The 23,445-nt window shown below is 65.0% G+C and carries 22 protein-coding genes; 2 read left to right on the top strand and 20 right to left on the bottom strand.

Going from position 1 to position 23,445, the window contains the following annotated elements; genetic code table 11:
• Nucleotides 1–6 precede the first annotated feature (6 nt).
• On the bottom strand, nt 7–1,164 hold the full coding sequence (locus ACFY68_RS01590; RefSeq protein WP_387523030.1) for an MFS transporter: 1,158 nt from the start codon (nt 1,162–1,164) through the stop codon (nt 7–9).
• Nucleotides 1,165–1,360: 196 nt separating this feature from the next.
• Between ACFY68_RS01590 and ACFY68_RS01585 the strand changes: the two genes are divergently transcribed.
• Complete coding sequence (locus tag ACFY68_RS01585) at nt 1,361–2,254, top strand: LysR substrate-binding domain-containing protein (RefSeq protein ID WP_387522781.1); 894 nt, start codon at nt 1,361–1,363, stop codon at nt 2,252–2,254.
• A 1-nt stretch (nt 2,255) separates the two neighbouring features.
• On the opposite strand, the gene ACFY68_RS01580 is transcribed toward ACFY68_RS01585, so the two are convergent.
• From ACFY68_RS01580 to ACFY68_RS01500, 17 genes are all read right to left on the bottom strand, one after another.
• Nucleotides 2,256–3,482, bottom strand: coding sequence for a beta-ketoacyl-ACP synthase (locus tag ACFY68_RS01580; RefSeq protein ID WP_387522780.1), 1,227 nt, complete (start codon nt 3,480–3,482; stop codon nt 2,256–2,258).
• Nucleotides 3,482–4,210, bottom strand: coding sequence for a 3-oxoacyl-ACP reductase FabG (fabG, locus tag ACFY68_RS01575; RefSeq protein ID WP_346614142.1), 729 nt, complete (start codon nt 4,208–4,210; stop codon nt 3,482–3,484). Before fabG ends, ACFY68_RS01580 begins: the two co-directional genes overlap by 1 nt.
• Nucleotides 4,203–4,673: a hotdog family protein gene (locus ACFY68_RS01570; protein ID WP_387522778.1), complete on the bottom strand. Its 471-nt coding sequence runs from the start codon at nt 4,671–4,673 to the stop codon at nt 4,203–4,205. The genes fabG and ACFY68_RS01570 overlap by 8 nt, the downstream gene beginning before the upstream one ends.
• Entirely contained in the window at nt 4,670–5,863 is a 1,194-nt protein-coding gene (locus ACFY68_RS01565) for a beta-ketoacyl-[acyl-carrier-protein] synthase family protein (RefSeq protein WP_387522776.1), read from the bottom strand. The genes ACFY68_RS01570 and ACFY68_RS01565 overlap by 4 nt, the downstream gene beginning before the upstream one ends.
• The gene (locus ACFY68_RS01560; RefSeq protein WP_387522774.1) at nt 5,860–6,345 is read right to left on the bottom strand and encodes a hypothetical protein; all 486 of its coding nucleotides are present in this window, start codon (nt 6,343–6,345) and stop codon (nt 5,860–5,862) included. The genes ACFY68_RS01565 and ACFY68_RS01560 overlap by 4 nt, the downstream gene beginning before the upstream one ends.
• Nucleotides 6,342–8,690, bottom strand: coding sequence for an MMPL family transporter (locus tag ACFY68_RS01555; protein WP_387522772.1), 2,349 nt, complete (start codon nt 8,688–8,690; stop codon nt 6,342–6,344). The genes ACFY68_RS01560 and ACFY68_RS01555 overlap by 4 nt, the downstream gene beginning before the upstream one ends.
• Complete coding sequence (locus tag ACFY68_RS01550) at nt 8,662–9,267, bottom strand: outer membrane lipoprotein carrier protein LolA (protein WP_387523029.1); 606 nt, start codon at nt 9,265–9,267, stop codon at nt 8,662–8,664. Before ACFY68_RS01550 ends, ACFY68_RS01555 begins: the two co-directional genes overlap by 29 nt.
• A gap of 74 nt (nt 9,268–9,341) precedes the next feature.
• On the bottom strand, nt 9,342–9,767 hold the full coding sequence (locus ACFY68_RS01545; protein WP_387522770.1) for an acyl-CoA thioesterase: 426 nt from the start codon (nt 9,765–9,767) through the stop codon (nt 9,342–9,344).
• Nucleotides 9,760–11,304 (bottom strand): histidine ammonia-lyase, encoded by a 1,545-nt coding sequence (hutH, locus tag ACFY68_RS01540; RefSeq protein ID WP_387522768.1) that lies wholly within the window; start codon nt 11,302–11,304, stop codon nt 9,760–9,762. The genes ACFY68_RS01545 and hutH overlap by 8 nt, the downstream gene beginning before the upstream one ends.
• Nucleotides 11,285–12,217 (bottom strand): glycosyl transferase, encoded by a 933-nt coding sequence (locus tag ACFY68_RS01535; protein WP_387522767.1) that lies wholly within the window; start codon nt 12,215–12,217, stop codon nt 11,285–11,287. The genes hutH and ACFY68_RS01535 overlap by 20 nt, the downstream gene beginning before the upstream one ends.
• Nucleotides 12,214–12,948, bottom strand: coding sequence for a glycosyltransferase family 2 protein (locus ACFY68_RS01530; protein WP_387522765.1), 735 nt, complete (start codon nt 12,946–12,948; stop codon nt 12,214–12,216). The genes ACFY68_RS01535 and ACFY68_RS01530 overlap by 4 nt, the downstream gene beginning before the upstream one ends.
• Nucleotides 12,941–14,620: an AMP-binding protein gene (locus tag ACFY68_RS01525; RefSeq protein WP_387522763.1), complete on the bottom strand. Its 1,680-nt coding sequence runs from the start codon at nt 14,618–14,620 to the stop codon at nt 12,941–12,943. The genes ACFY68_RS01530 and ACFY68_RS01525 overlap by 8 nt, the downstream gene beginning before the upstream one ends.
• Nucleotides 14,617–15,159 (bottom strand): hypothetical protein, encoded by a 543-nt coding sequence (locus tag ACFY68_RS01520; protein ID WP_387522761.1) that lies wholly within the window; start codon nt 15,157–15,159, stop codon nt 14,617–14,619. Before ACFY68_RS01520 ends, ACFY68_RS01525 begins: the two co-directional genes overlap by 4 nt.
• Nucleotides 15,156–15,410, bottom strand: a complete 255-nt coding sequence (locus ACFY68_RS01515) for an acyl carrier protein (RefSeq protein ID WP_387522759.1) — start codon at nt 15,408–15,410, stop codon at nt 15,156–15,158. The genes ACFY68_RS01520 and ACFY68_RS01515 overlap by 4 nt, the downstream gene beginning before the upstream one ends.
• 9 nt (nt 15,411–15,419) lie before the next feature.
• Complete coding sequence (locus ACFY68_RS01510) at nt 15,420–15,692, bottom strand: phosphopantetheine-binding protein (RefSeq protein ID WP_346614130.1); 273 nt, start codon at nt 15,690–15,692, stop codon at nt 15,420–15,422.
• Nucleotides 15,661–16,479 (bottom strand): lysophospholipid acyltransferase family protein, encoded by an 819-nt coding sequence (locus tag ACFY68_RS01505; RefSeq protein ID WP_387522756.1) that lies wholly within the window; start codon nt 16,477–16,479, stop codon nt 15,661–15,663. Before ACFY68_RS01505 ends, ACFY68_RS01510 begins: the two co-directional genes overlap by 32 nt.
• Nucleotides 16,455–17,210 carry a beta-ketoacyl synthase chain length factor gene (locus ACFY68_RS01500; protein WP_387522755.1) on the bottom strand — a complete coding sequence of 252 codons (756 nt, stop codon included), beginning with the start codon at nt 17,208–17,210 and terminating at the stop codon, nt 16,455–16,457. The genes ACFY68_RS01505 and ACFY68_RS01500 overlap by 25 nt, the downstream gene beginning before the upstream one ends.
• Nucleotides 17,211–17,519: 309 nt before the next feature.
• Here ACFY68_RS01500 and ACFY68_RS01495 point away from each other — a divergent pair, with 309 nt between their 5' ends.
• A complete protein-coding gene (locus ACFY68_RS01495) occupies nt 17,520–18,293 on the top strand; it encodes a ParA family protein (RefSeq protein WP_346614127.1) in 774 nt (257 codons plus the stop codon).
• 323 nt (nt 18,294–18,616) lie between these two features.
• Here the strand turns inward: ACFY68_RS01495 and selO are convergent, their stop codons facing one another.
• Nucleotides 18,617–20,077 carry a protein adenylyltransferase SelO gene (selO, locus tag ACFY68_RS01490; protein ID WP_387522753.1) on the bottom strand — a complete coding sequence of 487 codons (1,461 nt, stop codon included), beginning with the start codon at nt 20,075–20,077 and terminating at the stop codon, nt 18,617–18,619.
• Between the two features lie 45 nt (nt 20,078–20,122).
• Nucleotides 20,123–23,431, bottom strand: coding sequence for a mechanosensitive channel MscK (gene mscK / locus ACFY68_RS01485; RefSeq protein ID WP_387522751.1), 3,309 nt, complete (start codon nt 23,429–23,431; stop codon nt 20,123–20,125).
• Nucleotides 23,432–23,445 lie beyond the last annotated feature (14 nt).

Genomic DNA, 23,445 nt, shown 5'->3' with positions numbered 1-23,445 from the left:
CAATGCTCAGGCGGTTTTGGCCGGAAGGCGACTCAAGCGCAATGCCACTAGCAACGCCACCGCCAGCAAGCTGCCAATGAACAGCCCGATCCCGTTCCAGCCCCACTGGTGCCAGAACACCCCACCGGCCGTCCCGGCCACACTGGACCCTGCGTAATAGCAGAACAGGTACAGCGACGAGGCCTGCCCTTTGGCCTTCAGCGCCCGGCGGCCGATCCAGCTGCTGGCCACCGAATGCGCGCCAAAGAAGCCGAAGGTGAACACCAGCATGCCGAAGATCACCAGCACCAGCGGTGATGCCAAGGTCATCAGCAAGCCGCCCGCCATCACCAGGATACTGGCCCAGAACACCTTGCGCCGGCCCAGTTTGTCAGCCAGGGCGCCGACTTGGGCCGAGCTGTAGATACCCGACAGGTAGACCACCGAGAGCAAGCCGACCAGCGCCTGGTTCATGTGGTAGGGCTCTGCCAGCAGGCGGTAGCCGATGTAGTTGAACAGGGTGACGAAGGCGCCCATCAGCAGGAAGGCTTCGAGGAACAGCCAGGGCAGGCCGGCGTCCTTGAAGTGCATGACGAAACCGTCCAGCAGGCTACGCGGGTGCAGCGTCTGGGCGCGGAAGTTGCGCGATTCGGGCAGCACTTTCCAGAACACCAGTGCCGCGCCCAGGGCCAGGCCTCCGATGGTCAGCATTGCCGTGTGCCAGCTGACGAAGTCGATCAGTACGCCGGTGATCAGCCGGCCGCTCATGCCGCCGATGGCGTTGCCGCCAATGTACAAACCCATGGCCAGGCCGATGTGCTGTGGGTGGATCTCTTCGCTCAGGTAGGTCATCGCCACTGCCGCCAGGCCGCTGAGCGACAGGCCGACCAGCGCCCGTGTGGCGAGTACACCTTCCCAGGTTGGCATCACCGCGCTGACCATGGTCGATAACGCAGCGCAGAGCAGCGCGAACACCATCACCGGCTTGCGCCCGATGCGGTCGGAGATCGGCCCGGTGACCAGCAAACCGAACGCCAGCATCCCGGTCGATACCGACAACACCAGGCTGCTCTGCGCGGCATTGATCGAAAACTCCTGCGACAACAGCGGCATCATCGGCTGCACGCAGTACAGCAGGGCGAAGGTGGCGAAGCCGCCGCTGAACAGGGCCAGCACGGTTTTCATGAAGGCCGGGGTGCCTTTTTCGATCCAGATGTCGTGCAACGGAGCAGGGTCGGGGTCAGCAGGGAGGGGGGATACAGCAGTTTTCACGGGCGGGTACCTCTTGCGCAATGAAAAAAGCATATAGCTGGCTAATGATTACATCCAATATATTGTTCGACCTATTTAAGACGTTTTACGACTTGTTCCGGAGGCAGACATGGAACTGCGCCACCTGCGGTATTTCATCGCGGTTGCCGAAGAGCTGCATTTTGGCCGCGCGGCCCAGCAGCTGGGCATTTCCCAGCCACCCCTGAGCCAACAGATCCAGGCCTTGGAGCAGGAGCTGGGGGCACGCCTGTTCGAGCGTACCAACCGTCGGGTCGAGCTGAGTGAGGCCGGCCGGCTGTTTCTGGAGGAGGCGCGCCAAGTGCTGGCGCAGGTGGAGAAAGCCGCCGATGTGGCGCGCCGGGCGCAATTGGGCGAGCTGGGCGAGATGAAGATCGGCTTTACCTCGTCGGCACCGTTTACCTCGAAAATCCCCAAGGCTATCCATGCGTTTCGCCAGCGCTTCCCGGCCGTGCACCTGAACCTCAAGGAGATGAGCAGCCGCGACGTGGCCGAAGGCGTGTTCGACGAGTCCATCGAGGTCGGGCTGATGCGGCCCATGCCGCTGCCCGATGGCCTGGTGGCCACCGAACTGTTCCGCGAGCCGTTGGTAGCGGTAATCAATGCTTCGCATCCGTTGGCCGAGGGGACCGAGCACGGGGTGCACATGGCGGCGCTGGCCCATGAACCGTTCGTGTTCTTCCCGCGCAGTTATGGCAGCGGGCTGCATGCGCAGCTGTTGAGCCTGGCCCGGCAGGCGGGTTTCAGCCCGCATTTTGCTCAGGAGGCAGGCGAGGCGATGACCATCATCGGGCTGGTATCGGCGGGTTTGGGGGTTTCGGTGTTGCCCGCCTCGTTCCAGCGCATGCGCATTGAGGGTGTGGTGTACCGCACCTTGCTGGATGAGGGCGCAATGTCGGCGGTGTGGCTGGTGCAACGTGAGCGCGGCGCATCCGCGATGGCCAAAGCCTTCGCCGAGCTGCTTACCGGGTTGATGAGCAGCTGACTCACGCCCAGCGACGGAAAATCAGCGAGGTGTTCACCCCGCCAAAGGCGAAGTTGTTGTTCATCACATACTCATTGCTCATCACGCGGAAATCACCCATCAGGTAGTCCAGTTCGCCGCACAAAGGGTCGACCTGATCGAGGTTGAGGGTGTGCACGTAGCGGTCGCTGTTCAGCATTTCGATGCTGAACCACGACTCCAGCGCCCCGCAGGCCCCCAGGGTATGGCCGAGGAAGCTCTTTTGCGAGCTGATTGGCATGCGTGGGCCGAACAGGCTGCTGGTGGCCTGGGTTTCGGCAATGTCGCCCTGCTCGGTGGCGGTGCCGTGGCCGTTGACGTAGCCGATGGCCTCGGCGGCCAGCCCGGCATCGTCCAGTGCCAGTTGCATAGCCCGGCCCATGGTGACCTGCTCAGGCCGGGTGATGTGCTGGCCGTCGGCATTGCTGCCGAAACCGACCACTTCGGCATGGATCTTCGCCCCCCGGGCTAGGGCGTGCTCAAGTTCTTCCAGCACCAGCATGCCGCCACCTTCACCGATCACCAGCCCATCCCGGCAGGCGTCGTAAGGCCGCGGGGTCAATTGCGGCGTGTCGTTTTTCAGGCTGGTGGCGTACAGCGCATCGAACACCATCGCCTCGGTGGGGCATAGCTCTTCGGCCCCACCGGCAAGCATCAGCGGCAGGCGGCCGTACTTGATCGCCTCGTAGGCGTAGCCCACGCCTTGGCTGCCGCTGGTGCAGGCGCTGGACGTAGGTATCAGGCGCCCGGTAAGGCCAAAGAAGATGCTGATGTTGGCCGCCGTGGTGTGCGGCATCATGCGCACATAGGAGTTGGCGTTCAGGCCATCGGCCACCGAGTTCATCAGCATGTTGCCAAAGGTCTTGATCTCGTCGGTGCTGCCGGTGGACGAGCCACAGGCCACGCCCATGCGCCCGTCGCGGATACTCGGGTCGTCCAGCAGGCCGGCGTCGGCCAGGGCCCGTTCGGCGGCGGCCACGGCCAGGCGCGAGACGCGGCCCATGCTGCGCAGCTGCTTGCGGGTCCAGTGGTTTGGCACTTCAAAGCTGTCGATCGGGCCGGCCAGGCGAGTATTGAGCTCGGCAAAGCGGTCCCACTCATGCATGCGGCGGATGCCGCTGCGCTGCGCGGCAAAGTGCCCGGCGATGGTGGCCCAGTCGTTGCCCAGGGCAGTAATGCCGGCCATGCCGGTGACCACGACGCGGCGCATCAGCACAACCCCCCATTGACCGCCAGCACCTGGCGGGTGATGTAGGCCGCCTCTGGAGACATCAGGAAGTTCACTGCGCCGGCCACTTCTTCAGGGGTGCCCATGCGCCCGGCAGGGATCATCTTCAGTAATTCGTCCACGGGGACGTGCTCGTCGAGCATGGCGGTGTCGATCAGCCCGGGTGCCACGCAGTTGACGGTGATCCTGCGCTTGCCCAGCTCGATCGCCAGTGCCTTGGCCGCGCCGATCAGCCCCGCCTTGGAGGCGCTGTAGTTGACCTGGCCACGGTTGCCAATCAAGCCGGACACTGAAGTGATACAGACGATGCGGCCGGGGGCGCGGCGGCGGATCATCGGCATGGTCAGCGGCTGCAGCACGTTGAAAAAACCATCGAGGTTGGTGCGCATCACCAGGTCCCAGTCGTCTTCGCTCAGCCCAGGGAACGCGCCGTCACGGGTCAGGCCTGCGTTGCACACCACGCCGTAGTAAGCCCCGTGGCTTTCCACATCCTGCTCCAGGATGGCCTTGCACGCTGCGCGGTCGGCGACATCGAACTGCAGTACCCGTGCCTGCTGGCCCAGTTCGCCGATTTGCGCAGCGACGGCATCGGCTTCGGCGCGGCCGCTGCGGCAATGCAGCACCAGGTCGTAGCCGGCTTGTGCCAGGCGCAAGGCAATGGCCCGGCCGATGCCTCGGCTGGAGCCTGTGACCAGAATGGTGTCAGTCATGGGTTGGATCCTCAGGGCCGGCTTCTGCCAGATAACGGGCAGGTTGCGGCGGGGTATAGACATTCAGCCGGGCGCTGGCGTGGACGCCTGGGCCGCGCAGGTGGCATTCGAACACACCCATGCCGTTGTCGTCTTCCAGCGAGCGGATGGCGTGCACGTGCAGCTCGGCACCGAGCGGAAAGTGTTCCACATCGCATTGGTATTTGCGCGTGCCGAGCAAAAAGCCCAGTGCGACCGGCTGGCCGTTGCGGCGCGCGCGGCAACCGGCAAAGGCCGCCACGCTTTGCGCCATCAGTTCGATACCGAACCAGGCCGGCAGGCTGCCGTCGGCGCGGTTGAACAGGCCGCCCTGGCGCACCACGGTACGCGTGTGGATCTGCTCGTCGTCGCAGCTATCTACCTGATCAATCAGGATCATCTCGCCGGCGTGGGGCAACAGCTCGGCCAGTGGCCAGGGGATCATGGTGCATCTCCGAGAATCAGGCTGACATTGTTGCCGCCGAAGGCGAACGAGTTGCTCATCAACCGGCGCGGCCGCTCAGTGGCCAGACGATGCTGCGCAGTCACCAGGGCGAGTGCCGGCAGCAGCGGGTCGGCCTGGCCGTCCCACACATGCGGCGGCAGCAGGCCAAGCGGGTTATGCCCACTGAGTATCAACCAGCAGAATGCCGCTTCCAGTGCGCCCGCAGCCCCCAGGGTATGGCCGGTCATGGGTTTGCTCGACGAGCATGGCAAGCCCGCACCGAACAGGCGGTGCACAGCGTGGCTTTCCATGGCGTCGTTGTGCGCCGTGGCGGTGCCGTGCAGGTTCAGGTAGCCGATCTGCGCAGGTGTGAGGCCTGCATTGTCGAGGGCTTTGGCCATGGCTTGCAAGGCGCCGTTACCGGTGGGGTCCGGTGCCGAAATGTGGTGCGCATCGGAGCTGGCGCCGGCGCCCAGCAAGGCCACGGGCGGGCCGTTTGCATGGCCTTCGCGGGTCATCAGGAACAGGGCTGCCGCTTCACCGATATTGATCCCGTCGCGGTTGGCCGAGACGGGGTTGCAACGTTTCTCGCTGACCGCTTCCAGGGCGCTGAAACCATTGAGCGTCAGGCCGCACAGGGTGTCCACGCCACCGCACAGCACGGCATCGCACACCCCCAGTTGTAGCAGCCGGCGCGCGCTCATCATGGCCCGGCCACTGGACGTGCAGGCGGTGGAAATGACATACGCCGGCCCGCTCAGCTGCAGCCAGTCGGCGAGAAACTCGGCAGGTGCGCTCAGCGCCTGCTGGTCGTAGCGGTAGTGCGCGGGAAACTGGCCGGCCTGCAGGTAATGGGCGATATCTGCGCTGGCCTCGTCGATGCCCGAGGTGCTGGTGCCGAGGACCACGGCGATGCGGTGTGGGCCATGACGTGCGATGGCTGCCCGGATGGCCGGCTCAATCTGCAAAGCTGCGGCATACAGCAGCTGGTTGTTGCGGCTGTGATGGTCGGCCAGTGGCAGTGCGGGCAGTGCACCGCGCACCGCACCGACCGGTGGGCAGCGCCCGGGAACCCAACTGGCATCGGCTTGCATGCCTGAGCAATCGCCGGCCAACAGGCGGGCGGTGATTTCGGCCTGGCCGCGACCAAGCGCACAGACCAGGCCCAGGTCATTGAGGTAGGCGGTCATGGCGTGTGCTCGCTGGGCATGGGGTCGACTTGATAACTCAGGCCCTGGTCGAGGTTCAAGTCGAACCCGTGCGAGGCCCGGTAATTGACCTGCCAGCGCTCCCCCAGCCAGCGGCGCTGGGCCTGCTGGCGCGCACCGGGGTAGAGCTGCTGCAACTGCGCGGCGGGCGTCAGGGCGAACAGCACGGCGGCGAACAGCTCCCGTGCGGCTGGGTTGGGGGGTAACAGGCCGTCGGCCTGCCACTGCTGCCCGTCGAGCAACTGGCGTGCCTGGGGAATGCCCAGCAGGTCGAGCAGCGACCAGCGCAGGCGATGGTCTTCGCGCTGTATCACCAGTAGCCAGTCCTGGCGCTGCCCGGCCTGCTCACGCAGCACATGCAACTGCTGTGGCAGTTCGAGCGACGGCGCCTGTGTGGGCAGGGGTGGATGAGCGGCGCAGGCACCGAGCAGCAGGCACAGGGCAAGGGAGATCAGGTATTTCATGTGCGCTCCTGTGTGGCATGCGCCCCTTGGCGTTGAGCGGCCCAGGGCGCCAGCAGGAAGCTGAACGCCAGGCCCAGGCTTACCGCCAGGCCGAAGTTGCTGACGGCTGGCGTGGCAGACAGCGCCAGCAGGCCAAATGAAAGCCAGGTGGTGAGTGCTGCCAGCAGCGTGCCGAGCAGGCTCACGGCAGGCCCACCGATATGTTCGTGCATCAGGATGGCGTAGTCGACGCTGATGGCCGTCACCAATAGCAGGCCGAACAGGCTGAACAGGGTCAAGGGTTGGCCCAGCCAGCCCAGGCACGCCAGACTGCACAGCGCCGCCAGCAGCGGCAGGGCGACAATACGCAGTGCGCCGCGCAGGCCGAACGGCAACACCAGCAGCACCAGGATCAGCACGCAGGACAACAGCTTGAGCTCGGCGGCACTCACCTGGGTGGCGGCAAACAGTTGGTTCAGCTCGCCCAGGCGGTCCACCAGTTGCACGCCTGCGAGATCTTCGACCTGCAAGCGCAGCAACGCCGTATCGCCCAGGCCCTGCAAGCTGACGATGGCCGCCACGCCAGCGCCGTCTTCACCCAACCACAAGGGCCGCCACGCCTCACCCAAAGGCCCCGCCAGCAGCTGTTCGATGCGCTGCGTTGGCAATTGCTGCAAGTGCTGCAGTTCGGCCAGCAACGCCGCTTGTGGCACGCCCAGGTCCAGTAACGGCTGCCAATGCTGTGGCAGCACCGCCAAGGCCTGGCGTGCCTGGGCCTGTTGTGCCGGGCTGGCGGCCAGCTGGCCGAGGCTCATGTAGCCCTTCAGCTTGCCCAGTTCGACCAGCTCATCGAGCTTGGCCGACAGCAGGCTAAGGCGTTCGAGCAACTGTTGCTCATCGGCGCCACGCACCAGGTAGAACTGGCTGGTGGGCTGGTAACCGGTAATGCGCGCAACGGCCTGCGCTTCTTCCAACAACTGCGGGGGGCTGGCGACCCATTGGCGGATGTCGTTATGGCTGCCCAGGCGCAACAAGCCGGCAGCACAGAACACCATCAGCAGCCCCAGCAGCACACCACTGGGCACTCTGCGCAGCAGCCGTTCGCGCCAGCGGGTGAGTGTTTCGGCAACTTGCAGTGGCCAGTGTGGCGGGTGCAGTTGTACGCCGGCGAGCAGCGCCGGTAGCAGGCACACTGCGCTCAGGTAGGCGCCCGCCAGGCCTGCGGCCGAGAAGGTGGCAATCTGCGTCAGTGCCGGGAACGGTGTGAACGCCAGGGCCAGGTAGCCGATGCAGCTGGTCGCCAGGCTCAGGCTCATGCCTGGCAGGGTCAGGCGTACGGCCTGCCAGCTGCGCCATGGCTTCAGGCTCCAGCTCTTGGACAGGTAGTGCAGCGGGTAATCCACCGCCACACCAATCAGGCTCGAGCCCAGGACCAGCGTCATCACATGCATCTGGCCGAACAGCGCCACGCACACTACCGAACCGAACAGCATGCCCACCAGCACCGGCACGAATGCCAGCAGCGCCTGCCAGCGGCGCAAGGCCAGCAGCAACAGCAGCACGATGCCCAGCGTCGCCCCCCCGCCGACCCAGGTGATTTCACGGCTGGCCTGCTGCTGGCCGGCTGCCGCATGCAGCAGGCCACTGGCGGCCAGCAGGTGTGCACCGGCCTGGCCGGCCTGCGCGCGGGCGGTGGCGAGCAGGTCGGCGACCTGCAACGGCAAGTGGAGGTCGAAGGCATTGCCCAGGGTGCGTGCGCGCAGCAGTACCCAATGCTGGCCCTCAGCCTCGGCAATCAGCGCACCGCTGGCAGTGTCCAGCGCCACGTTGGCAGGCTTGGGTTGGCTGCTCTGGATACGCCCTGTCAGCCCCAGCCAGTCTTCCTGGCTGGGCACCAGGCTGAAGCCGGCGAAGGGGTCGAACAGGCTTCGCACGCGCTGTTCGACAAAGGCGTCGGGTTGTTCGATCAGCTGCTGCCGATCAGCGGCCGCAAGCATCGCCAGCCGGCCTTGCAGCAGCTGCTCGCGCACGGCCTGCAGGTCGGTCTGCAGGCTCCACTGGACTTTCTCGAACAGCCCGCTGGCCTGCCATTGCCCCGCCAGTGTCTGCGCCAGGGCCAGCGCCTGCTGGCGGTCGGCGTGGCCTACCAGTACCAGCAGCTCGCGGTTGAGCGGCTCCTGCATGCGCTGTTCGGCACGCTTGAGCAGCGGGTCCTCGGTGGCGCCGGGGACCAGCGTCATCAGGTCGGCCGACAAGGGCGCAGCGCGGTGCCACTGCCAGCCGGCGATGGCGAGCATGACCAGTAGCAGCCCCGCGAAGAGGCGCGGCAACAGGCGTTCAGTCGGCAAAGTCACTGCGCTCCGCATCGCTCAGCGCAGCGGCGCTGCGGCTTTCGGGCATGCGCAGCACGGTGCTGTCGCCCTGGGTCTCGCTCAGTTCGATGCGTTCGACAAACTGCCCGCCGCTGATATCGATGCGTGTGAAGACCTGCTTGAGCAGCAGCGAACGCGGCGTCAGGTGCAGTTGCCACTGCTGCGCGGTACCCGTCAGGGCCAGCTCGAAGTCCCGTTGCAGGCCACTGCTGTCGCCTTGCAGCACGGCGAAGAACAAGCGGTTCTGCTCGGCCCCGGCGCTGCGGCTTGGCAGGTTTTGCCAGCCATTGGGGTCACGCCGGGCGATGCCGTTGGCATCGATGCGGTAATCCTGGCGCAGCGGTGTTTGCAGCAGCCACAGCAGGCCATGGTCGCGGGCGAGCACGAAGCGGCCCTTGCTCAGCAGCGGCTGGGGCAGGGCGCGCAGGTGTTTTTCCTGGATGAACGGGCCGCTGACCACGGCGGGTTTGCTGAGCTGCTTTTGCAGGTCTTCGAGGCCGAAGGCGAAGGTCAAGGGGCTTATGAGCATTAACAGCAGTGCACAGAAAAGCGGGCCTGCGCTGCAGGCCATCGCCGGCAAGCCGGCTCCCACAGGTACTGGGGTGCTCTTGAAGGCGGTGATCCGGCGATGACTTCGGTAAGCGTTCATGTAAGCACCTTGCGCACGGCATCGAGCATCACCTGCGGCGAGGCCAGCTGCATCTCGCCGCTTTCGATATGCACGGCCACCTGCACGGTGCTGGCGCGGGTCATGCGTTCGCCGGTGTCGGCGTCGCTTATCAGGTAGTGGATCTTCAGGCGGTTCTCCCATTCCACCAGGCTGGCGCGCACGCTCAGGCGCTGGCCGAAGCTGGCGCCCCGGATATAACGCAGCTGCAGGTCGATCACCGGCCAGGCGTAACCGCTGGCCTGCATCTGCAAGTAGTTGTGCGCCAGGCGGTCGAGCAGCGCGCAGCGGGCGACTTCCAGGTATTTAACGTAATGCCCGTGCCAGACGATGTGCATGCTGTCGACATCGAAAAAGGGCACGACGATTTCGCTGTCGACATGGAACACGCCGGGGTTACGCATGCAGCCTCCAATGGCGTTCGCCGATGCGCTGCAGGCACAGGCGCAGGTCGCTTTCCAGGGCGCGGTCTTCGATGACCGGGGCAAAGTCTTCAAGCAAGGCTTCGTGCATCTTTGCCAGCGCGGGCGGCAGGGCGTGTGCCTGGCCTTGCCGGGTGCGCAGCCAGACGCCCTGGTTGGCGGCCAGCAGGCTGGCGGCGGCTACCTGCTCGGTCAACTCCAGCACGCGCAGGGCATCGCGCGCGGCGATGGTACCCATGCTCACCTTGTCCTGGTTGTGGCACTCGGTGGAGCGCGAGAACACGCTGGCCGGCATGGTCTGTTTGAGGGCCTCGGCTGTCCAGGCGCTGGCGCCGATCTGCACGGCCTTGAAGCCATGGTTGAGCATCGCCCGGCCTGGGGCGGCACCGGACAGGTTGCTCGGCAAGCCATGGTTGTAGCGGGTGTCGACCAGCAGCGCGAGTTGCCGGTCGAGCAGGTCGGCGACGTTGGCCACCAGGGTCTTGAGGCTGTCCATGGCGAAGGCGATATGGCCGCCGTAGAAGTGCCCGCCATGCAGCACCCGCTCGGCGTCGCCGTCGATGATCGGGTTGTCGTTGGCGCTGTTGAGTTCGGTTTCGATGAAGCCGCGCAGCCAGCCCAGGCTGTCGGCCAGCACGCCCAGCACATGTGGCGCGCAGCGCAGCGAGTAGCGGTCCTGCAGGCGGTGCAGCGGCGGCAGCGGGGCGTCGATGGCGAGGTCCTGGCGCAGCCAGGCAGCGACCTGGGTTTGCCCGGGGTGCGGTTTGGCGGCGAACAGGCGTTCGTCGAAGTGCTCCGGGTTGCCCTGCAGGCCGATGACGTTCAGCGCGGTGATGCGCGTGGCCAGTTGCAGCAGATAGTCGGCGCGGGCAAAGGCCAGGCAGGCCAGGCCGGTCATCACTGCGGTGCCGTTCATCAGCGCCAAGGCTTCCTTGGGCCGCAGCACCAGCGGCTGCCAGCCCAGTTCGCGGTGCACATCGGCACTGCTGCGGCGCTGGCCTTGGTACATCACTTCGCGCTCGCCGGACAGGGTTGCGGCAACATAGGACAGCGGCGTCAGGTCGCCACTGGCCCCCACCGAGCCCTCTTCGGGGATCAGCGGCAGGATGTCGTGGGCCAGAAAGTCGCGCAGCCGCTCCAGTAACTCCAGGCGCACGCCCGACATGCCGTGGCTCAGCGAGCGCAGGCGGGCAGCCAGCACGGCGCGGGTGGCGGGGGCTTCGAGCAGCTTGCCCAGGCCGCAGCCATGGAAGGTATACAGGTGCCGTGGCAGGGCCTCGACGTGCTCCAGCGGCACGGCCACCACGCACGAGTCGCCATAGCCGGTGGTCACGCCGTAGATCACCCCTTCCTTGTCGAGCAAGGTGTCGAGAAAGCGCGCACCACGGGCGATGCGCTCGCGGTAGGCGGCGTCATCCTGCAGGCACACCGTGGCACGGCGTTCGGCCAGGGCCAGGACATCTTCGATTGCCAGCGGCGACTCGCCGAACGTTACAGGCTCATGCGGATGCATCGTCATCGGTCTTCCAGAAGGGGTAGAAATTGAACCACTGCAAAGGCGCTTGGGCACAGTAATGGCCCAGACGCTCGGCATAGCGCCCGGCCCACTCGGCGACCACTTGATCGCGTTGGCTGCGGCGCCACTGCAGGCGTTCGGCAAAGGGTTCGAGGGTGATGCGGTAGCGGCCCTGGTGCTTGAGGCAGAACAACAGGTTGAGCGGGCATTCGAGCATGCCCGCCAGCAGCCAGGGGCCCTGCGGGAAGGCGGCCGGGTGGCCGAGGAAGTCCACCTCGACCGTGCGCGCGCCATGCAACGGCACGCGATCGCCGGCGATCGCCAGCCACTCGCCACGCTCCAGGCGTTCGGCCAGTTGCAGCATGATCGCCGGGTCCAGCTCGCTGACCTGGATCAGCCGTACATTGCTCGCTCCGGCTTCACCCAGCAGGCGGTTGAAGCGCTCGGCGTGGCGGGTATGCACCAGCACATTCATCGGCACTTGCTCGCCGAGTTCGGCCAGCGCGCGGCACACCTCGAGGTTGCCCAGATGTGCGCCCACCAGCATTTGCCCCCGTCCACCGCGCAGCTGCTGCCGCAGCTGGCCCGGGTCGTCGATGTCGATGTCGGCCAGGCGCAGTTTGCCGTGCCACACATCGAGCTTGTCCAGCAGGGCATCGGCAAAGGCCATGAACTGACGAAACACCTGCCAGTGGCTGGGGCGCGCGCTCTGCCCGCCGCTCCACTGGTGCAGGCGCTGCTGGTACTGCCAGGCGCTGCGCCGGGCGCGGCGGCCAAACAGGAAAAAGTAGGCGACGATCAGGTGGATCAGCGGGCTCAGCGCACGGCGGCCGAGCAGGCGCAGCAGTGCAGCGGTCAGCTTCATCAGCCAGAAGCTGCCGCGTTCCTTTTGATCGGCCCAGTGTCGCTCGCTCATCGGCACCACCTGCGCCAGAGGATTCGCGGGGCGCGTACCAGCATGCCGAAGAACAGCTTGGCGTGCATTTTCGAGATCAGGGCGTTGTCGTGGACCAGGCGGAAATGCGAGCGGCCATCCTGCGGGTAGTGCACCCGTGTCGGCAGCCAGCGCATGGGCTGTTCGCGCCACGCCAGGCGCACCAGGATCTCGGGGTCGAAGTCCATGCGCCTGCCCAATGCGACGCTGTCGATCAGCGCCAGGGTGGCGGGCAACGGGTAGACCCTAAAGCCGCACATCGAATCGGGGATCTGCAACGACAGGCTGTTGATCCAGACCCACACATGGGTGAGGTAGCGGGCATACAGGCGGCCTTTCGGCACGCTGGCATCGTATTGTGGATAACCGCACACCAGCGCTTGTGGATAAGCCTGCGACTGGGCCAGGAACAGGCTGACGTCGGCCAGATCGTGCTGGCCATCGGCGTCCACCTGCAAGGCATGGCTGAACCCCAGCCGCGCCGCCTCACGCAGCCCGGCCATGACGGCGCCGCCCTTGCCCTGATTGGTTTTGAGGGTGACCAGGTGAACCTGCTCCTGTTCGGCCAGCTGCTGCAATACGTGCGCGCACGGCGCATGGCTGGCATCGTCGACCAGCACGCAGGGCAGGCCGGCACGCAACAGGTCGGCGACTACGGCGGGTATGGCCTGCTCGTGGTCGTACACCGGGATCACCGCGCAAGGCTTATGCACCATCAGCCTCCAGCAAGATACGGCCGCTGGAGCAGACCTGCCCGGCGCAGTGGTAATTGAAGTACAGCTTGCCGCGTTCAGCGTCGAAGCGCAGCGTCAGCACCAATTCATCGCCCGGGCGCACCACGTGTTGGAACTTGAGCACTTCCATGCCGGCGAAACGATGAGCGGGGGCGAGCCGCTCATTGGCCAAGGCAATTGCCCAGTCGATCTGCACCACGCCAGGCAGCACTGGGGTCTGCGGGAAGTGGCCGGGGAAACAGGCGAGGTCTGGCGGCACAGCCAAGCGCAGCTGCAGTTCGTCGCCCTCCACGCTTTGACCCAGCACATCAGGTGCCATGCTGCGAGCGGCCAGCAACAGCGCTTGCACCTCAGCCTGGGGCAGCTTGCCCTGGGCGTTGAGTGGTAGCTGGCGCAGCAGGCGCCAGCGCCGTGGCAGGGCGGTGGGGTCGCAGTGGCCATGCAGGTGCTCGCGCAAGCCAGCGATCAGGGCGCGCCGGCCCTGATTGCGCAAGGCGTGCAAGCCGGCAGGCGACAGCACCAGCAGGGCACCGAGGTAAGCCCGGCCTTGCTCGACCACGCCCAGACGCGCTTCGCTGACCCAGGTGTGGTCGCACAGCAGTTGTTCGAGCAGGGGCAGGGAGATGCGTTTTTCTTCCAGTTTGACGATGCGGTCGAGGCGGCCGAGCAAGGTGAAGCGCCCGTCGGGGGTGATTTCGGCAGCATCGGCGCTGCATTCGACATACCCAGGCGGCAAATACGGTGAGGCGATGCACAGAGCGCCTTGTTCATCCTGGCTCAGCTGCACATCGGCAAACGGCCGCCACAGTGCTTCGCCCTGGCGCCAGGCGATACCGCCGGTCTCGGAGCTGCCAAGGATCTCCGTGGGCCATTGGCCCAGGCGCTGAAAAAGCTGTTGCGCCGCTTCGCCAGGCAGTTCGCCGCCCGAGGAGAACACTTTTCGCACCCTGCTCAAGGCCGGCCAGTCGAGGTTTTCGCCCACGCGCTTGAGCAGCGCCGGGCTGGCTACCCAGGCGAAGGCCGGGTGCGCTCGGCTGGCGCGTTGCAGGTCTTCGGGGAAGGGCAGTTGGCGCCGCTCGAAACCGCGCCCGGCACACAACGGCCAGAGCACGCGGAACAGCAGCCCGTAGATGTGCTGCGTGGCAACACTGCCGATGATCCAGGCCTGGCCCAGCGCCTCGCCCCACAAGCGCTCCAGCGCCAGCACCTCGTTGGCCAGTTGGCGCAGTTGCTTGTCGATCCGCTTGGGCTCGCCGCTGGAGCCTGAAGTGCACAGGCTGATGCGACAGTGCTCCAGGTCCAGGTCGGCGGGGGCCAGTGGCGTGGCCTGCAGCTCGGCAATCGTCGTGTCGCCTGGCCTATCACTGAGCCACAGGTCGACCTGAGCGCTCCAGCGTGCGCGGGTGCCTGGCTGCAGGTCTGCCGGCAACAACACCTCGATGCCCGCGCGCCAGGCGCCGAGCAGTGCAATCGCCAGGTGCGCAGCGTCTTCCAGGTGTACCGCAATGCGCTTTACGCCGCGCTGCTGCAGGCCGCCCGCCAGGCGCAGGGCCTGCTCGCACAGTTCGGCATGTGCAAGCTCCGGCGCTTGAGTGATCAGGCGCGGCGCCGCCGAGGGCTGCAGCAGCTGTTCGAGGTTGATCCAGGTCATGGGCGCGCTCGCACACGTTGTCGGATTCGCCATTCGACGGCGAACAGCAGGCCCATGGCGGCATACGCAATCAGGCCGTTATACAGGGTCCACCAGCTCAGTGGCGCCCACAGGGTCAGGCCGGCGGCGATCAGGCCGTTGACCAGAAAGAAACCGCACCACACCTGGGTGACGCGCCGGGTGTAGCGCACCGCCCGGGGCGGCAACCGCGGTTCACGCAGGCGTGCCAGCCGTTCGGCCATCGGCATGCCGCGTAGCAGGCTGCTGCCGAACAGGGCCAGCAGGAAGCTGTTGACCAGCACCGGGTACCAGCGCAACAGCTGCGGGCTGTCGAACAGCCCCAGCAACGCGCAGAAGCTCAGCGCCGCGACGGCCATCCATTGGCTGCCCGGGCGGCGGCTGCTCAGCACACGGGCCAGCCATAGCGCGCCGAGCAGCAGGCCGAACTGCCACGGGGCGAAGTGGGCCATGCCGAAGTAGACGGCAAACGGATATAGCACACCGGCCAGCAGCAGGCCGAGGCCGACCAGGCGCTTCATGCCGCCGGGTTGACCAGGCGGAACACGGCTTCGACCACGTCATTGACGGTGCGCACAGACTTGAAGTCCTCGGCGGCGATTTTCTTGCCGGTCTGGCGCTTGATGTGGTCGAGCAGGTCGATGGCGTCGATGCTGTCGATTTCCAGGTCCTGGTACAGGTTGGATTGCAGGCTGATGGAGGTGGGGTCGAGTTCGAACAGTTCGACCAGGGCGTCGCTGAGGATGTGGTAGATGTCTTCGCGGGTTTGCATGGTGCGGTCTCAGGCGGCCTGGCGGGCGGTGACGAATGCGGCCAGGGTGGCGACGTTGGTGAAGTGGTTACGGGTGTCCTTGGCGTCGGCATCGATCTTGATGCCGTAGCGTTTCTGCAGGGCCAGGCCCAGCTCCAAAGCGTCGACCGAGTCCAGGCCCAGGCCTTCGCCGAACAGCGGTTGCTGGTCGTCGATGTCCTGCACGCTGATGTCTTCGAGGCCCAGGGCGTCGATGATCAATTGTTTGAGGTCACGGTTGAGGTCTTGTAGTGGCACGCTCATCGGTGGCGAGCTCCTTGATGTAGTACTGGTGCAGGTAGTCGTTGAGTTTGCGCGACGCTTGCGGCGCTGGCCCCTGCGCGGCGAACGCCTGGGGGTCGATATCGGCGCCGACGTTCAACGTGAAATGCACGCGGCGTCTGGGGATGCGGTACCAGGGTTCGTTCTTGGTCAGTGTGGTGGGGCTGACCGTGATCGTTACCGGCGTGATGATTTTCGCACCGCGCAGGGCAATTGCCGCAGCGCCGCGATGAAAGGCCGGCGCCTGGCCGGGCGGTGTGCGCGTGCCCTCAGGGAAAATGATCAGCGGCTGGCCCTGGCGCAGCGAGGCTACGGCATTGTCGAGCATGTCCATGCTGCCGTCATTGCCAATGTACTGGGCTTCGCGGATCGGGCCGCGGGTAAAGGGGTTGCCGAACAGGCTGTGCTTGACCACGCAGTTGGCGTGGCGCACCAGGCCGATGAGGAACACCACGTCGATCAGCGAAGGGTGGTTGGCGATGATCAGCTGGCCGGGGCGGCCCAGGCGGTCGGCGCCGTCGATTCGATACGTGAGTACGCCAAGGCCGCGCATCAGGCGAATGAAGCGCCAGAACAGCCAACTGATGGTATGGCGGGCACGCTGGCGATGGCGCACCGCGCCGCCGGGCAGGCAGGCCAGCAGGGGGAACACCAGCAGCCCGAGGCACAGGCTGCCCAGGCCGAACACGCAAAAGCTCACTGCGGTGGCCAGCAAGCGCCAGTAATAGGCATCGCGGAATCTGCTCACGGCTGTCGTTGCCAGTTCCATGCGCGGCGCTTCCACAAGTGAGTGAAGGTATCCCGCCCTGTGAGCGTGGCGTGCAGCCAGCTCAAGGCATGGGGCAGTTCGGCCGGTTGGGCAGACGAGGAGGGCTGCGCTGCCAGGCGCCACTGCGTGCCAGGGGTCAGTAACAGGCCCACCGCGTAGGTGAACGGCACATCATCGATCCATGGCCGGTAAGCCTCGGCCGGCAGTTCCTCGGTGACAATCAGCAGTGCCGCCGGCGCGCCTTCGGCCAACAGCGCGGCAGCCTCGAGCACACCTTGCTCGAAGCCGTCGCCGGCAGCGGCCAGGGCGGTCATCTCGCTGGTCTCGCCGCGCAGGATCGACCACAGGCCTGGCACAGCGTTGTGAACCGAAAGGCTGAACTGGGTAGGCGACAGCGGCTGCTGCTCGGCCAGGTCGCAGAGCATGGAAAAGGTGCGCGGGGTTTCACCATGGTGCGAGACGAATACCAGCGGCAATGCTCCCCGCCCTTCGGCCAGCGGCCAGCCCACGGCGAAGGCCATGCGTGCCAGGTGGCTGAGGCGACGACGCTGCAGGGCCGGCAGGAACGACACGTCCGGCGCCGGGCCGTCGCCCTGAGGGCGCAGGCTGCCTTGCGCCCAGGCCTGCCAGTCGGCAGGCGTCTGTAAGCCTTGCGCCCAGGCCTGCCAGTCGGCAGGGGTCTGCAGGCCTGGGGCCCAGGCGCGCCATTGGCTAATATCGAAGGTGATCACAATGTTTTCTGACTTCCCGCCCTATGGGTTTCCTGCGCAGGGAGCAACGCGAAACCGGGTTGGCGCATTTGCCGAATGGCGCGCGATTATCCCGGTGCCGGGGGTGTGTAGCAAACACAGGTTACATGATTGCCATCAGACAATGGCTATGCCTGAATGCGTCAATGTCGGTATCTGCTGTAGGTGATTTCCGATGGACGGTGCGGGGCGGTTACTGGTCGCCGTTTGCTTGTGTTGCGCCAAGAGTTGCTGGCCAATGCCGTTGCGCCGCCACATACTCGGGCATTCGTTGATACACGGAGGTCTCTCATGCGGCGCGTGGTGTTCAATCAGAAAGGCGGTGTAGGCAAGTCGAGCATCGCTTGCAACCTGGCGGCGGTGAGCGCCAGCGAAGGTTATCGGACCCTGTTGATCGACCTGGATGCCCAGGCCAACTCGACCCAGTACCTGACCGGCCTGACCGGCGATGACATCCCCATGGGCATCGCAGATTTCTTCAAGCAAAGCCTGTCCAGCGGGCCGTTCAGCAAGAAGAACAAGGTCGATATCTACGAAACCCCGTTCGACAACCTGCATGTGGTGACTGCAACGCCAGAGCTGGCCGATTTGCAGCCCAAGCTCGAGGCCAAGCACAAGATCAACAAGCTGCGTAAGTTGCTCGACGAGTTGGACGAGGACTATGAACGCATCTACATCGATACGCCGCCTGCGCTTAATTTCTATGCGGTTTCTGCATTGATTGCAGCGGATCGCGTGCTCATTCCCTTTGACTGCGACAGCTTTTCGCGCCAGGCGCTTTATGGCCTGCTGGCTGAAATCGAGGAGTTGAAGGACGACCACAACGAAGACCTGATGGTCGAAGGCATCGTGGTCAACCAGTTCCAGTCCCGCGCCAGCCTGCCGCAGCAGATGCTCGACGAGCTGCTGGCTGAAGGTTTGCCGGTGTTACCGGTGTACCTCAACAGCTCGGTGAAGATGCGCGAGTCGCACCACGCCAGCTTGCCGCTGATCCACCTGGAGCCACGGCACAAGCTGACCCAGCAGTTTGTCGAGTTGCACTCGCTGCTTGAGGAGAATGGCTGAGGGGCCTGGCTTGGGGGCTTCAGTGCCTATGAGATCGAGCGCCGCCCGCGCGGCGCATCGCGGCTAAAGCCGCTCCTACATTTGTTGCAACGTGCCATGGCCTGAGAGGCCATAGTCGTTAGCCTTGTCAGCACCACGCGATTTTTCGGCTGGCGCTGATGTCGCCTCACCTGTCTTCAGTCATGCACCAAGGCGAACAACCATGCCCTGACTGGAACGGCACATTGCAACAAATGTAGGAGCGGCTTTAGCCGCGATGCGCCGCGCGGGCGGCGCTCGATCTCACGGGCACAGAACAACTCAAGACATGCACCTCCAAGCCATCACGAAGAACAGCTGATTTCCAGATGCTTGCCCCATTCCGGCGGTCGCTCGGCGTAGCCCTGCATGCCGGCTTGTTCCTCGAATGGCTTGCTCAGCACCTGATGCAGCCGCCGCACTTCGCTGTAATCCCCCGCTTCAGCCGCTTCGATGGCCTTTTGCGCCAGGTAGTTGCGCAGCACATACAGCGGGTTCACGGCATGCATCCGCTCACGGCGGCCTTCTGCGTTGTCGGTTTCGCGCTCGCAGCGCGCCAGGTATTCCGCGCCCCAGGCATCGAAGCCGGCCAGGTCGATGAAGTCCTCGCGTACCACCTTCAGCGCTTCGGTGGCCGGCTGCTCGCCTAGCTTACGGAAGAACAGGTTGTAGTCCACACCACCGCTCTGCATACGCTGCAGCAGGCGCTCGACCAGCGCCATGTCGTCGTCCTCGGCGGTGGTAAGGCCCAGTCGCCGGCGCATCAAGTCCAGGTAATGCGCCTGGTACAGCGGCAGGAACAGCCCCAGCGCTTCCTTCAGTGACTCGACCTCGATCACCGTGGTCAAGGCCTGGGCCAGGGCGCTCAGGTTCCAGTGGGCGATCGGTACCTGGTTGGCGTAGCTGTAGCGGCCGCGATCATCGGAGTGGTTGCAGATGAAATTGGCGTCGAAGTCGTCGAGGAAAGCGTAAGGGCCGAAATCGAAGGTGATGCCCAGGATAGACATGTTGTCGGTGTTCATCACCCCGTGGCAGAACCCGTAGGCCTGCCAGCGCGCGATCAGCTCGGCGTTGCGCTCGACGATGGTTCGGAACATGGCCAGGTATGGCTGCTCGGCCGCGCGGCACTCGGGGTAGTGTTGTTCCAGCACATGGTCGATCAGCACACGCTGCTGTTCTGGCTGCTTGGTGTAGTAGAAGTATTCGAAATGGCCAAAGCGCACGTGGCTCTGCGCAACGCGGGTGAGCATGGCGGCACGCTCTTGGGTTTCGCGCCATACCGGGGTGCTGGAGCCGATCACGCACAACGCCCGGCTGCTGGGGATGCCCAGGGCATGTAGGGCTTCGGAGGCAAGGAACTCACGAATCGACGAGCGCAGTACGGCGCGGCCGTCACCCATGCGTGAGTACGGCGTCTGGCCGGCGCCCTTGAGGTGCAGGTCCCAGTGCTCGCCTGCCTCGTTGAGCACCTCGGCCAGCAGCAAGCCGCGGCCATCGCCCAGGCGTGGGTTGTATGAGCCGAACTGGTGGCCGGAATAAACCATCGCGCGCGGGTCGGCCTCTTCCCAGAGTTTCTGGCCGCTGAACACTTCAGCGAACAGGGCCGAATCGGCCTGGGTTGGGTCGAGGTCGAGCAAGGCCATGGCCGACTCGCTTGCCACCACCAGGCGCGGCTCTGCGATGGGTTCGGGCAGGACCTGGGTGGAGAACGCATCGCCCAGGCGGGCGAAGCGGTTGTCGAAGGTGAGTTGGTCGAGGGCTTTCACGGGCTGCTCCTGGGGTTCAGCACAGAATAAAGCATTCGAGCCCACTCAGGCCTGTGCAGTGCCATCGGGTTTTGGCTGTTCCACAGGTATCAGCTGCTGCTTGCCACCTTTGGTGTCCATCAGGAACACCTCGACCTGGCGCACCGAGATCTTGATGTCGTGGGCCTTGAACTCGCGGTTGATGTAGCGGTTGATTTCGTCGAGGGTCGGGTTGCGGTCGCCCAGGTCGCGTACGTGCATGCGCAGTTCGTGGTCCAGCGAGCTTTCGCCGAAGTTGAGGAAGTACACGATCGGCTCCGGGTCCTTGAGCACCCTTGGGTTTTCGTGTGCGCCCTTGAGCAGCAGGTCGCGCACCAGGTCCAGGTCGGAGCCGTAGTCGATACCCAGCTTCAGTGTCACCCGGGTGACCGTGTCGGTCAGCGACCAGTTGATCAACTGGCCGGTGATGAAGGTCTTGTTGGGGACGATGATGTCCTTGCGGTCGAAGTCGGTGATGGTGGTGGCGCGGATGCGGATCTTGCTGACCGTACCGGACAGGTTGCCGATGGTGATGGTGTCGCCGATGCGCACCGGGCGCTCGAACAGGATCATGATGCCGGAGATGAAGTTGGCGAAGATCTCCTGCATGCCGAAGCCCAGGCCCACCGACAGCGCTGCCACCAGCCACTGCAGCTTGTCCCAGCTCACCCCCAAGGTCGACAGGGTGCTGACGATACCGATGCCGACGATGGTGTACGACAGCAGCGTGGTGGTGGCGTAGGCGCTGCCCTGGGCCAGGTTCAGGCGTGACAGCACCAGCACTTCCAGCAAGCCAGGCAAGTTGCCAGCCAGGGCAAAGGTAATGCCGACGATCACCAGCGCGCCGAGCAGGTCGCCGAGGCTGATCGGCACCATGCTGGCGGCGCTGCCGGTGCCGCTGGTGTACTCGTAGAGGGTGAAGTTGTTGAGGTAGGAGAACACCGAGATCAGGTCCGACCATACCCAGTACAGGCCAGCAATGAAGCCGCCGAGCAAGGCCAGGCGGATCAGGCGCAACGACTGCTGGTTGACCTGTTCGATGTCCAGCGTTGGCTCTTCGGTGATGACTTCGCCATCCAGCCCTTCCTTGGCTGCCGCACGTTTGCTCAGGGCACGCTGGTAGGCCAGGCGCCGTGCGGCCACCGACAGCCCACGCACGAACGCGGCCTCGATCACCAGCCAGAACATCAGCAGGTACAGGGTATAGATGAGGCGGTCGGTGAGCTTGAGCGCGGTGTAGTAGTAGCCGAAGCACACCGCCACGAACAAGGCGATCGGCAAGGCGGTGAAGGCGACCCCGACGGCCCTGCGGAATAATGAGGTGTCGCGGTGCGCCGGGCTGCTGGCCAGCAGGCGGCTGAGCAACCAGGCCATCAGGGCATAGCAGGTGAGCACCACGCCGATGCCCAGCACGTCCTCGGCCAGCGCCGAAGGCTGATGTTCAGCCACCGCCACTACGCCGACCAGGGCCAGAACCACGGTGCCGAGCCGGCGTACCCAGCCCCGCAGGAACTCGACCTGCGGCTTGTGCCAGCGGAAGTGGATTTCCGCCACGCCGCCGGGGGCAAGGATGCGATAGGCGGTGTAGAACACCAGCCAGGCCTGTGCCAGCTGCCACAGTGCAGCGCCCAGGTTGGCGTTCTGCCCGCGGGCGTCGATCTGCAGGGCGTAGCTGCACAGCGCCAGGCCAAGGCTCACCGGCATCGCCAAAAGAATGTTGATCAGGATGGCCTGCGGCGTGTGCCACTGGCTGTCACGGCGGAAATGACCGATGTCCTGGTGCACCTTGCTCAGCCGCTGGTACAGGTATTTGCGGCGCCACAGCAGGGCACCGATCACCAGCAGCAAAGGCAGGAACAGCAAGGGGCGCTGGCTCAGGCCGTCGCCCAACTCCTTGAGGCCCGAGCCCCAGGGCAGGTCGGCTACCTGTTTGGCAAAGCGTTCCGGGACATATTTCAACCAGTCCCAGTCCAGCGGCTTGTTGCTGGGGATCCAGAACATCTGCTCGTCGAGAGTGGTGCGCAGGCCTTGCGCGGTGCCGAGCAGCTGCTTCTGGTTGAGCTGCAGGGTGATCGATTCGTTGAGCAGCGCCGACAGTTCACGGTTCAGGCGTTCGAGCAGGTCGCTGCGGGTAATCGCCACTTCCAATAGGGCTTTGCGCAGGGCGGGGGTGACGTCTTCCTGCGGCTGGCTGGCCAGCAGCTTGTCGACATAGGTCACCGGGCTGCTCATCTGCTCGCGCTGCTGGTTGATCTCGAACTGGTACAGGCGGATATCGGCAATCTGGTCAGCCAGGTCGCGGTCGAGCTTCAGGTGCGGCAGCGCCTGCTTTTGTTTGTAGAGGATCTTCGACAGCAGCAGGCTGCCCTTGAGCACGCTGATTTGCTCGTCCAGCGCCTGGTCGGCCTGGGTCAGGCTGTCGAGCTGCTGTTTGGTGCGCAGGTTCTGCTGGGTCAGTTCGTTGAGGCGGTCGGTGCTCTTGAGCAGGTAGTCGGACAGCTTCAGGTTGGCCGCGCTTTCACTGGCCAGCAGGCTGCTGCCGCCGGCTTTCTGGGCTTCGATCGATTGCTGGGTGACCGTCTGCTGCGATTGCGCCAGGCGCTTTTCGTTGATCAGCGTCTGCAGGTCCTGGATTTCCTGTTCCAGGCGGGCGGCGCGTTCGACCAGCAGGTCATGGCGGGCATTGCCGAGGTCTTGCAGCAGGCCGTTGCCGGCCAGTTCCTGGCGGCGTAGCAGGGTCACCGCGTTGATTGAGGCCAGTTCGGCAGCAAGCTGGTTGCGCTGGTCGGCGTTGATCGATTTGCCGCCGTCCTTGCCGCTTTTGAGGATGTTGTTGATCTGCTGGCTGCGCGTCTGGTTGTTGCTGATTTCAGCCTGGGCGCGTTCGGGGCGTGTCTGCGAATTGATGATCAGACTGTTGGCATCCGACAGCGCCTTTTGCAGCTCGCCCTGCTGGGTGTTGCGCTCGCTGAGCATCTGCTCCAGCTGCGGCACGTTGAGGCTGGCGTAGCGCTGGGCGACCGGTTGCGGTTTGCTGTCCTTGAGCTTGGCCAGCTCCTTTTGGCTGTCGCTGGTCTCTTTCGGCGCGCCGGCCAGCTGCTGCTTGAGCGCAGCCAGCTTCTTCTCGTTGTCTTCCTTGTTGGCGAGCAGGCTCAGCGTCTGTTCGAGTACCTGTTGCAAGGCCTTCTGATCGGCTTCGGGCAGCTTGCGTTCGGCGATCTTGTCGAGGCTGTGCTGGATGCTGGCAGCGGTAGGTGCTTCGGCGGCGGTAGCCGCGAACGAAAGGGACAGACACAGCCCGAACAGGGCTGTGCGAAGGTACACGCGCAGGGACATAGGCAGACTACTTG

The sequence above is a fragment of the Pseudomonas sp. NPDC012596 genome, assembly GCF_042902325.1.
In the GTDB taxonomy this organism is placed as follows: Bacteria; Pseudomonadota; Gammaproteobacteria; order Pseudomonadales; family Pseudomonadaceae; genus Aquipseudomonas.
Note: the sequence above shows the minus strand (reverse complement) of the source record. Positions and strands in the feature narration are given on the sequence as shown.

What these genes read in the sequence shown, in the direction of transcription:
- ACFY68_RS01590 (WP_387523030.1), bottom strand. Translation starts at nt 1,164, where the DNA reads ATGAAAACCGTGCTGGCCCTGTTCAGCGGCGGCTTCGCCACCTTCGCC.
- ACFY68_RS01585 (WP_387522781.1), top strand. Translation starts at nt 1,361, where the DNA reads ATGGAACTGCGCCACCTGCGGTATTTCATCGCGGTTGCCGAAGAGCTG.
- ACFY68_RS01580 (WP_387522780.1), bottom strand. Translation starts at nt 3,482, where the DNA reads ATGCGCCGCGTCGTGGTCACCGGCATGGCCGGCATTACTGCCCTGGGC.
- fabG (WP_346614142.1), bottom strand. Translation starts at nt 4,210, where the DNA reads ATGACTGACACCATTCTGGTCACAGGCTCCAGCCGAGGCATCGGCCGG.
- ACFY68_RS01570 (WP_387522778.1), bottom strand. Translation starts at nt 4,673, where the DNA reads ATGATCCCCTGGCCACTGGCCGAGCTGTTGCCCCACGCCGGCGAGATG.
- ACFY68_RS01565 (WP_387522776.1), bottom strand. Translation starts at nt 5,863, where the DNA reads ATGACCGCCTACCTCAATGACCTGGGCCTGGTCTGTGCGCTTGGTCGC.
- ACFY68_RS01560 (WP_387522774.1), bottom strand. Translation starts at nt 6,345, where the DNA reads ATGAAATACCTGATCTCCCTTGCCCTGTGCCTGCTGCTCGGTGCCTGC.
- ACFY68_RS01555 (WP_387522772.1), bottom strand. Translation starts at nt 8,690, where the DNA reads ATGCGGAGCGCAGTGACTTTGCCGACTGAACGCCTGTTGCCGCGCCTC.
- ACFY68_RS01550 (WP_387523029.1), bottom strand. Translation starts at nt 9,267, where the DNA reads ATGGCCTGCAGCGCAGGCCCGCTTTTCTGTGCACTGCTGTTAATGCTC.
- ACFY68_RS01545 (WP_387522770.1), bottom strand. Translation starts at nt 9,767, where the DNA reads ATGCGTAACCCCGGCGTGTTCCATGTCGACAGCGAAATCGTCGTGCCC.
- hutH (WP_387522768.1), bottom strand. Translation starts at nt 11,304, where the DNA reads ATGACGATGCATCCGCATGAGCCTGTAACGTTCGGCGAGTCGCCGCTG.
- ACFY68_RS01535 (WP_387522767.1), bottom strand. Translation starts at nt 12,217, where the DNA reads ATGAGCGAGCGACACTGGGCCGATCAAAAGGAACGCGGCAGCTTCTGG.
- ACFY68_RS01525 (WP_387522763.1), bottom strand. Translation starts at nt 14,620, where the DNA reads ATGACCTGGATCAACCTCGAACAGCTGCTGCAGCCCTCGGCGGCGCCG.
- ACFY68_RS01520 (WP_387522761.1), bottom strand. Translation starts at nt 15,159, where the DNA reads ATGAAGCGCCTGGTCGGCCTCGGCCTGCTGCTGGCCGGTGTGCTATAT.
- ACFY68_RS01515 (WP_387522759.1), bottom strand. Translation starts at nt 15,410, where the DNA reads ATGCAAACCCGCGAAGACATCTACCACATCCTCAGCGACGCCCTGGTC.
- ACFY68_RS01510 (WP_346614130.1), bottom strand. Translation starts at nt 15,692, where the DNA reads ATGAGCGTGCCACTACAAGACCTCAACCGTGACCTCAAACAATTGATC.
- ACFY68_RS01505 (WP_387522756.1), bottom strand. Translation starts at nt 16,479, where the DNA reads ATGGAACTGGCAACGACAGCCGTGAGCAGATTCCGCGATGCCTATTAC.
- ACFY68_RS01495 (WP_346614127.1), top strand. Translation starts at nt 17,520, where the DNA reads ATGCGGCGCGTGGTGTTCAATCAGAAAGGCGGTGTAGGCAAGTCGAGC.
- mscK (WP_387522751.1), bottom strand. Translation starts at nt 23,431, where the DNA reads ATGTCCCTGCGCGTGTACCTTCGCACAGCCCTGTTCGGGCTGTGTCTG.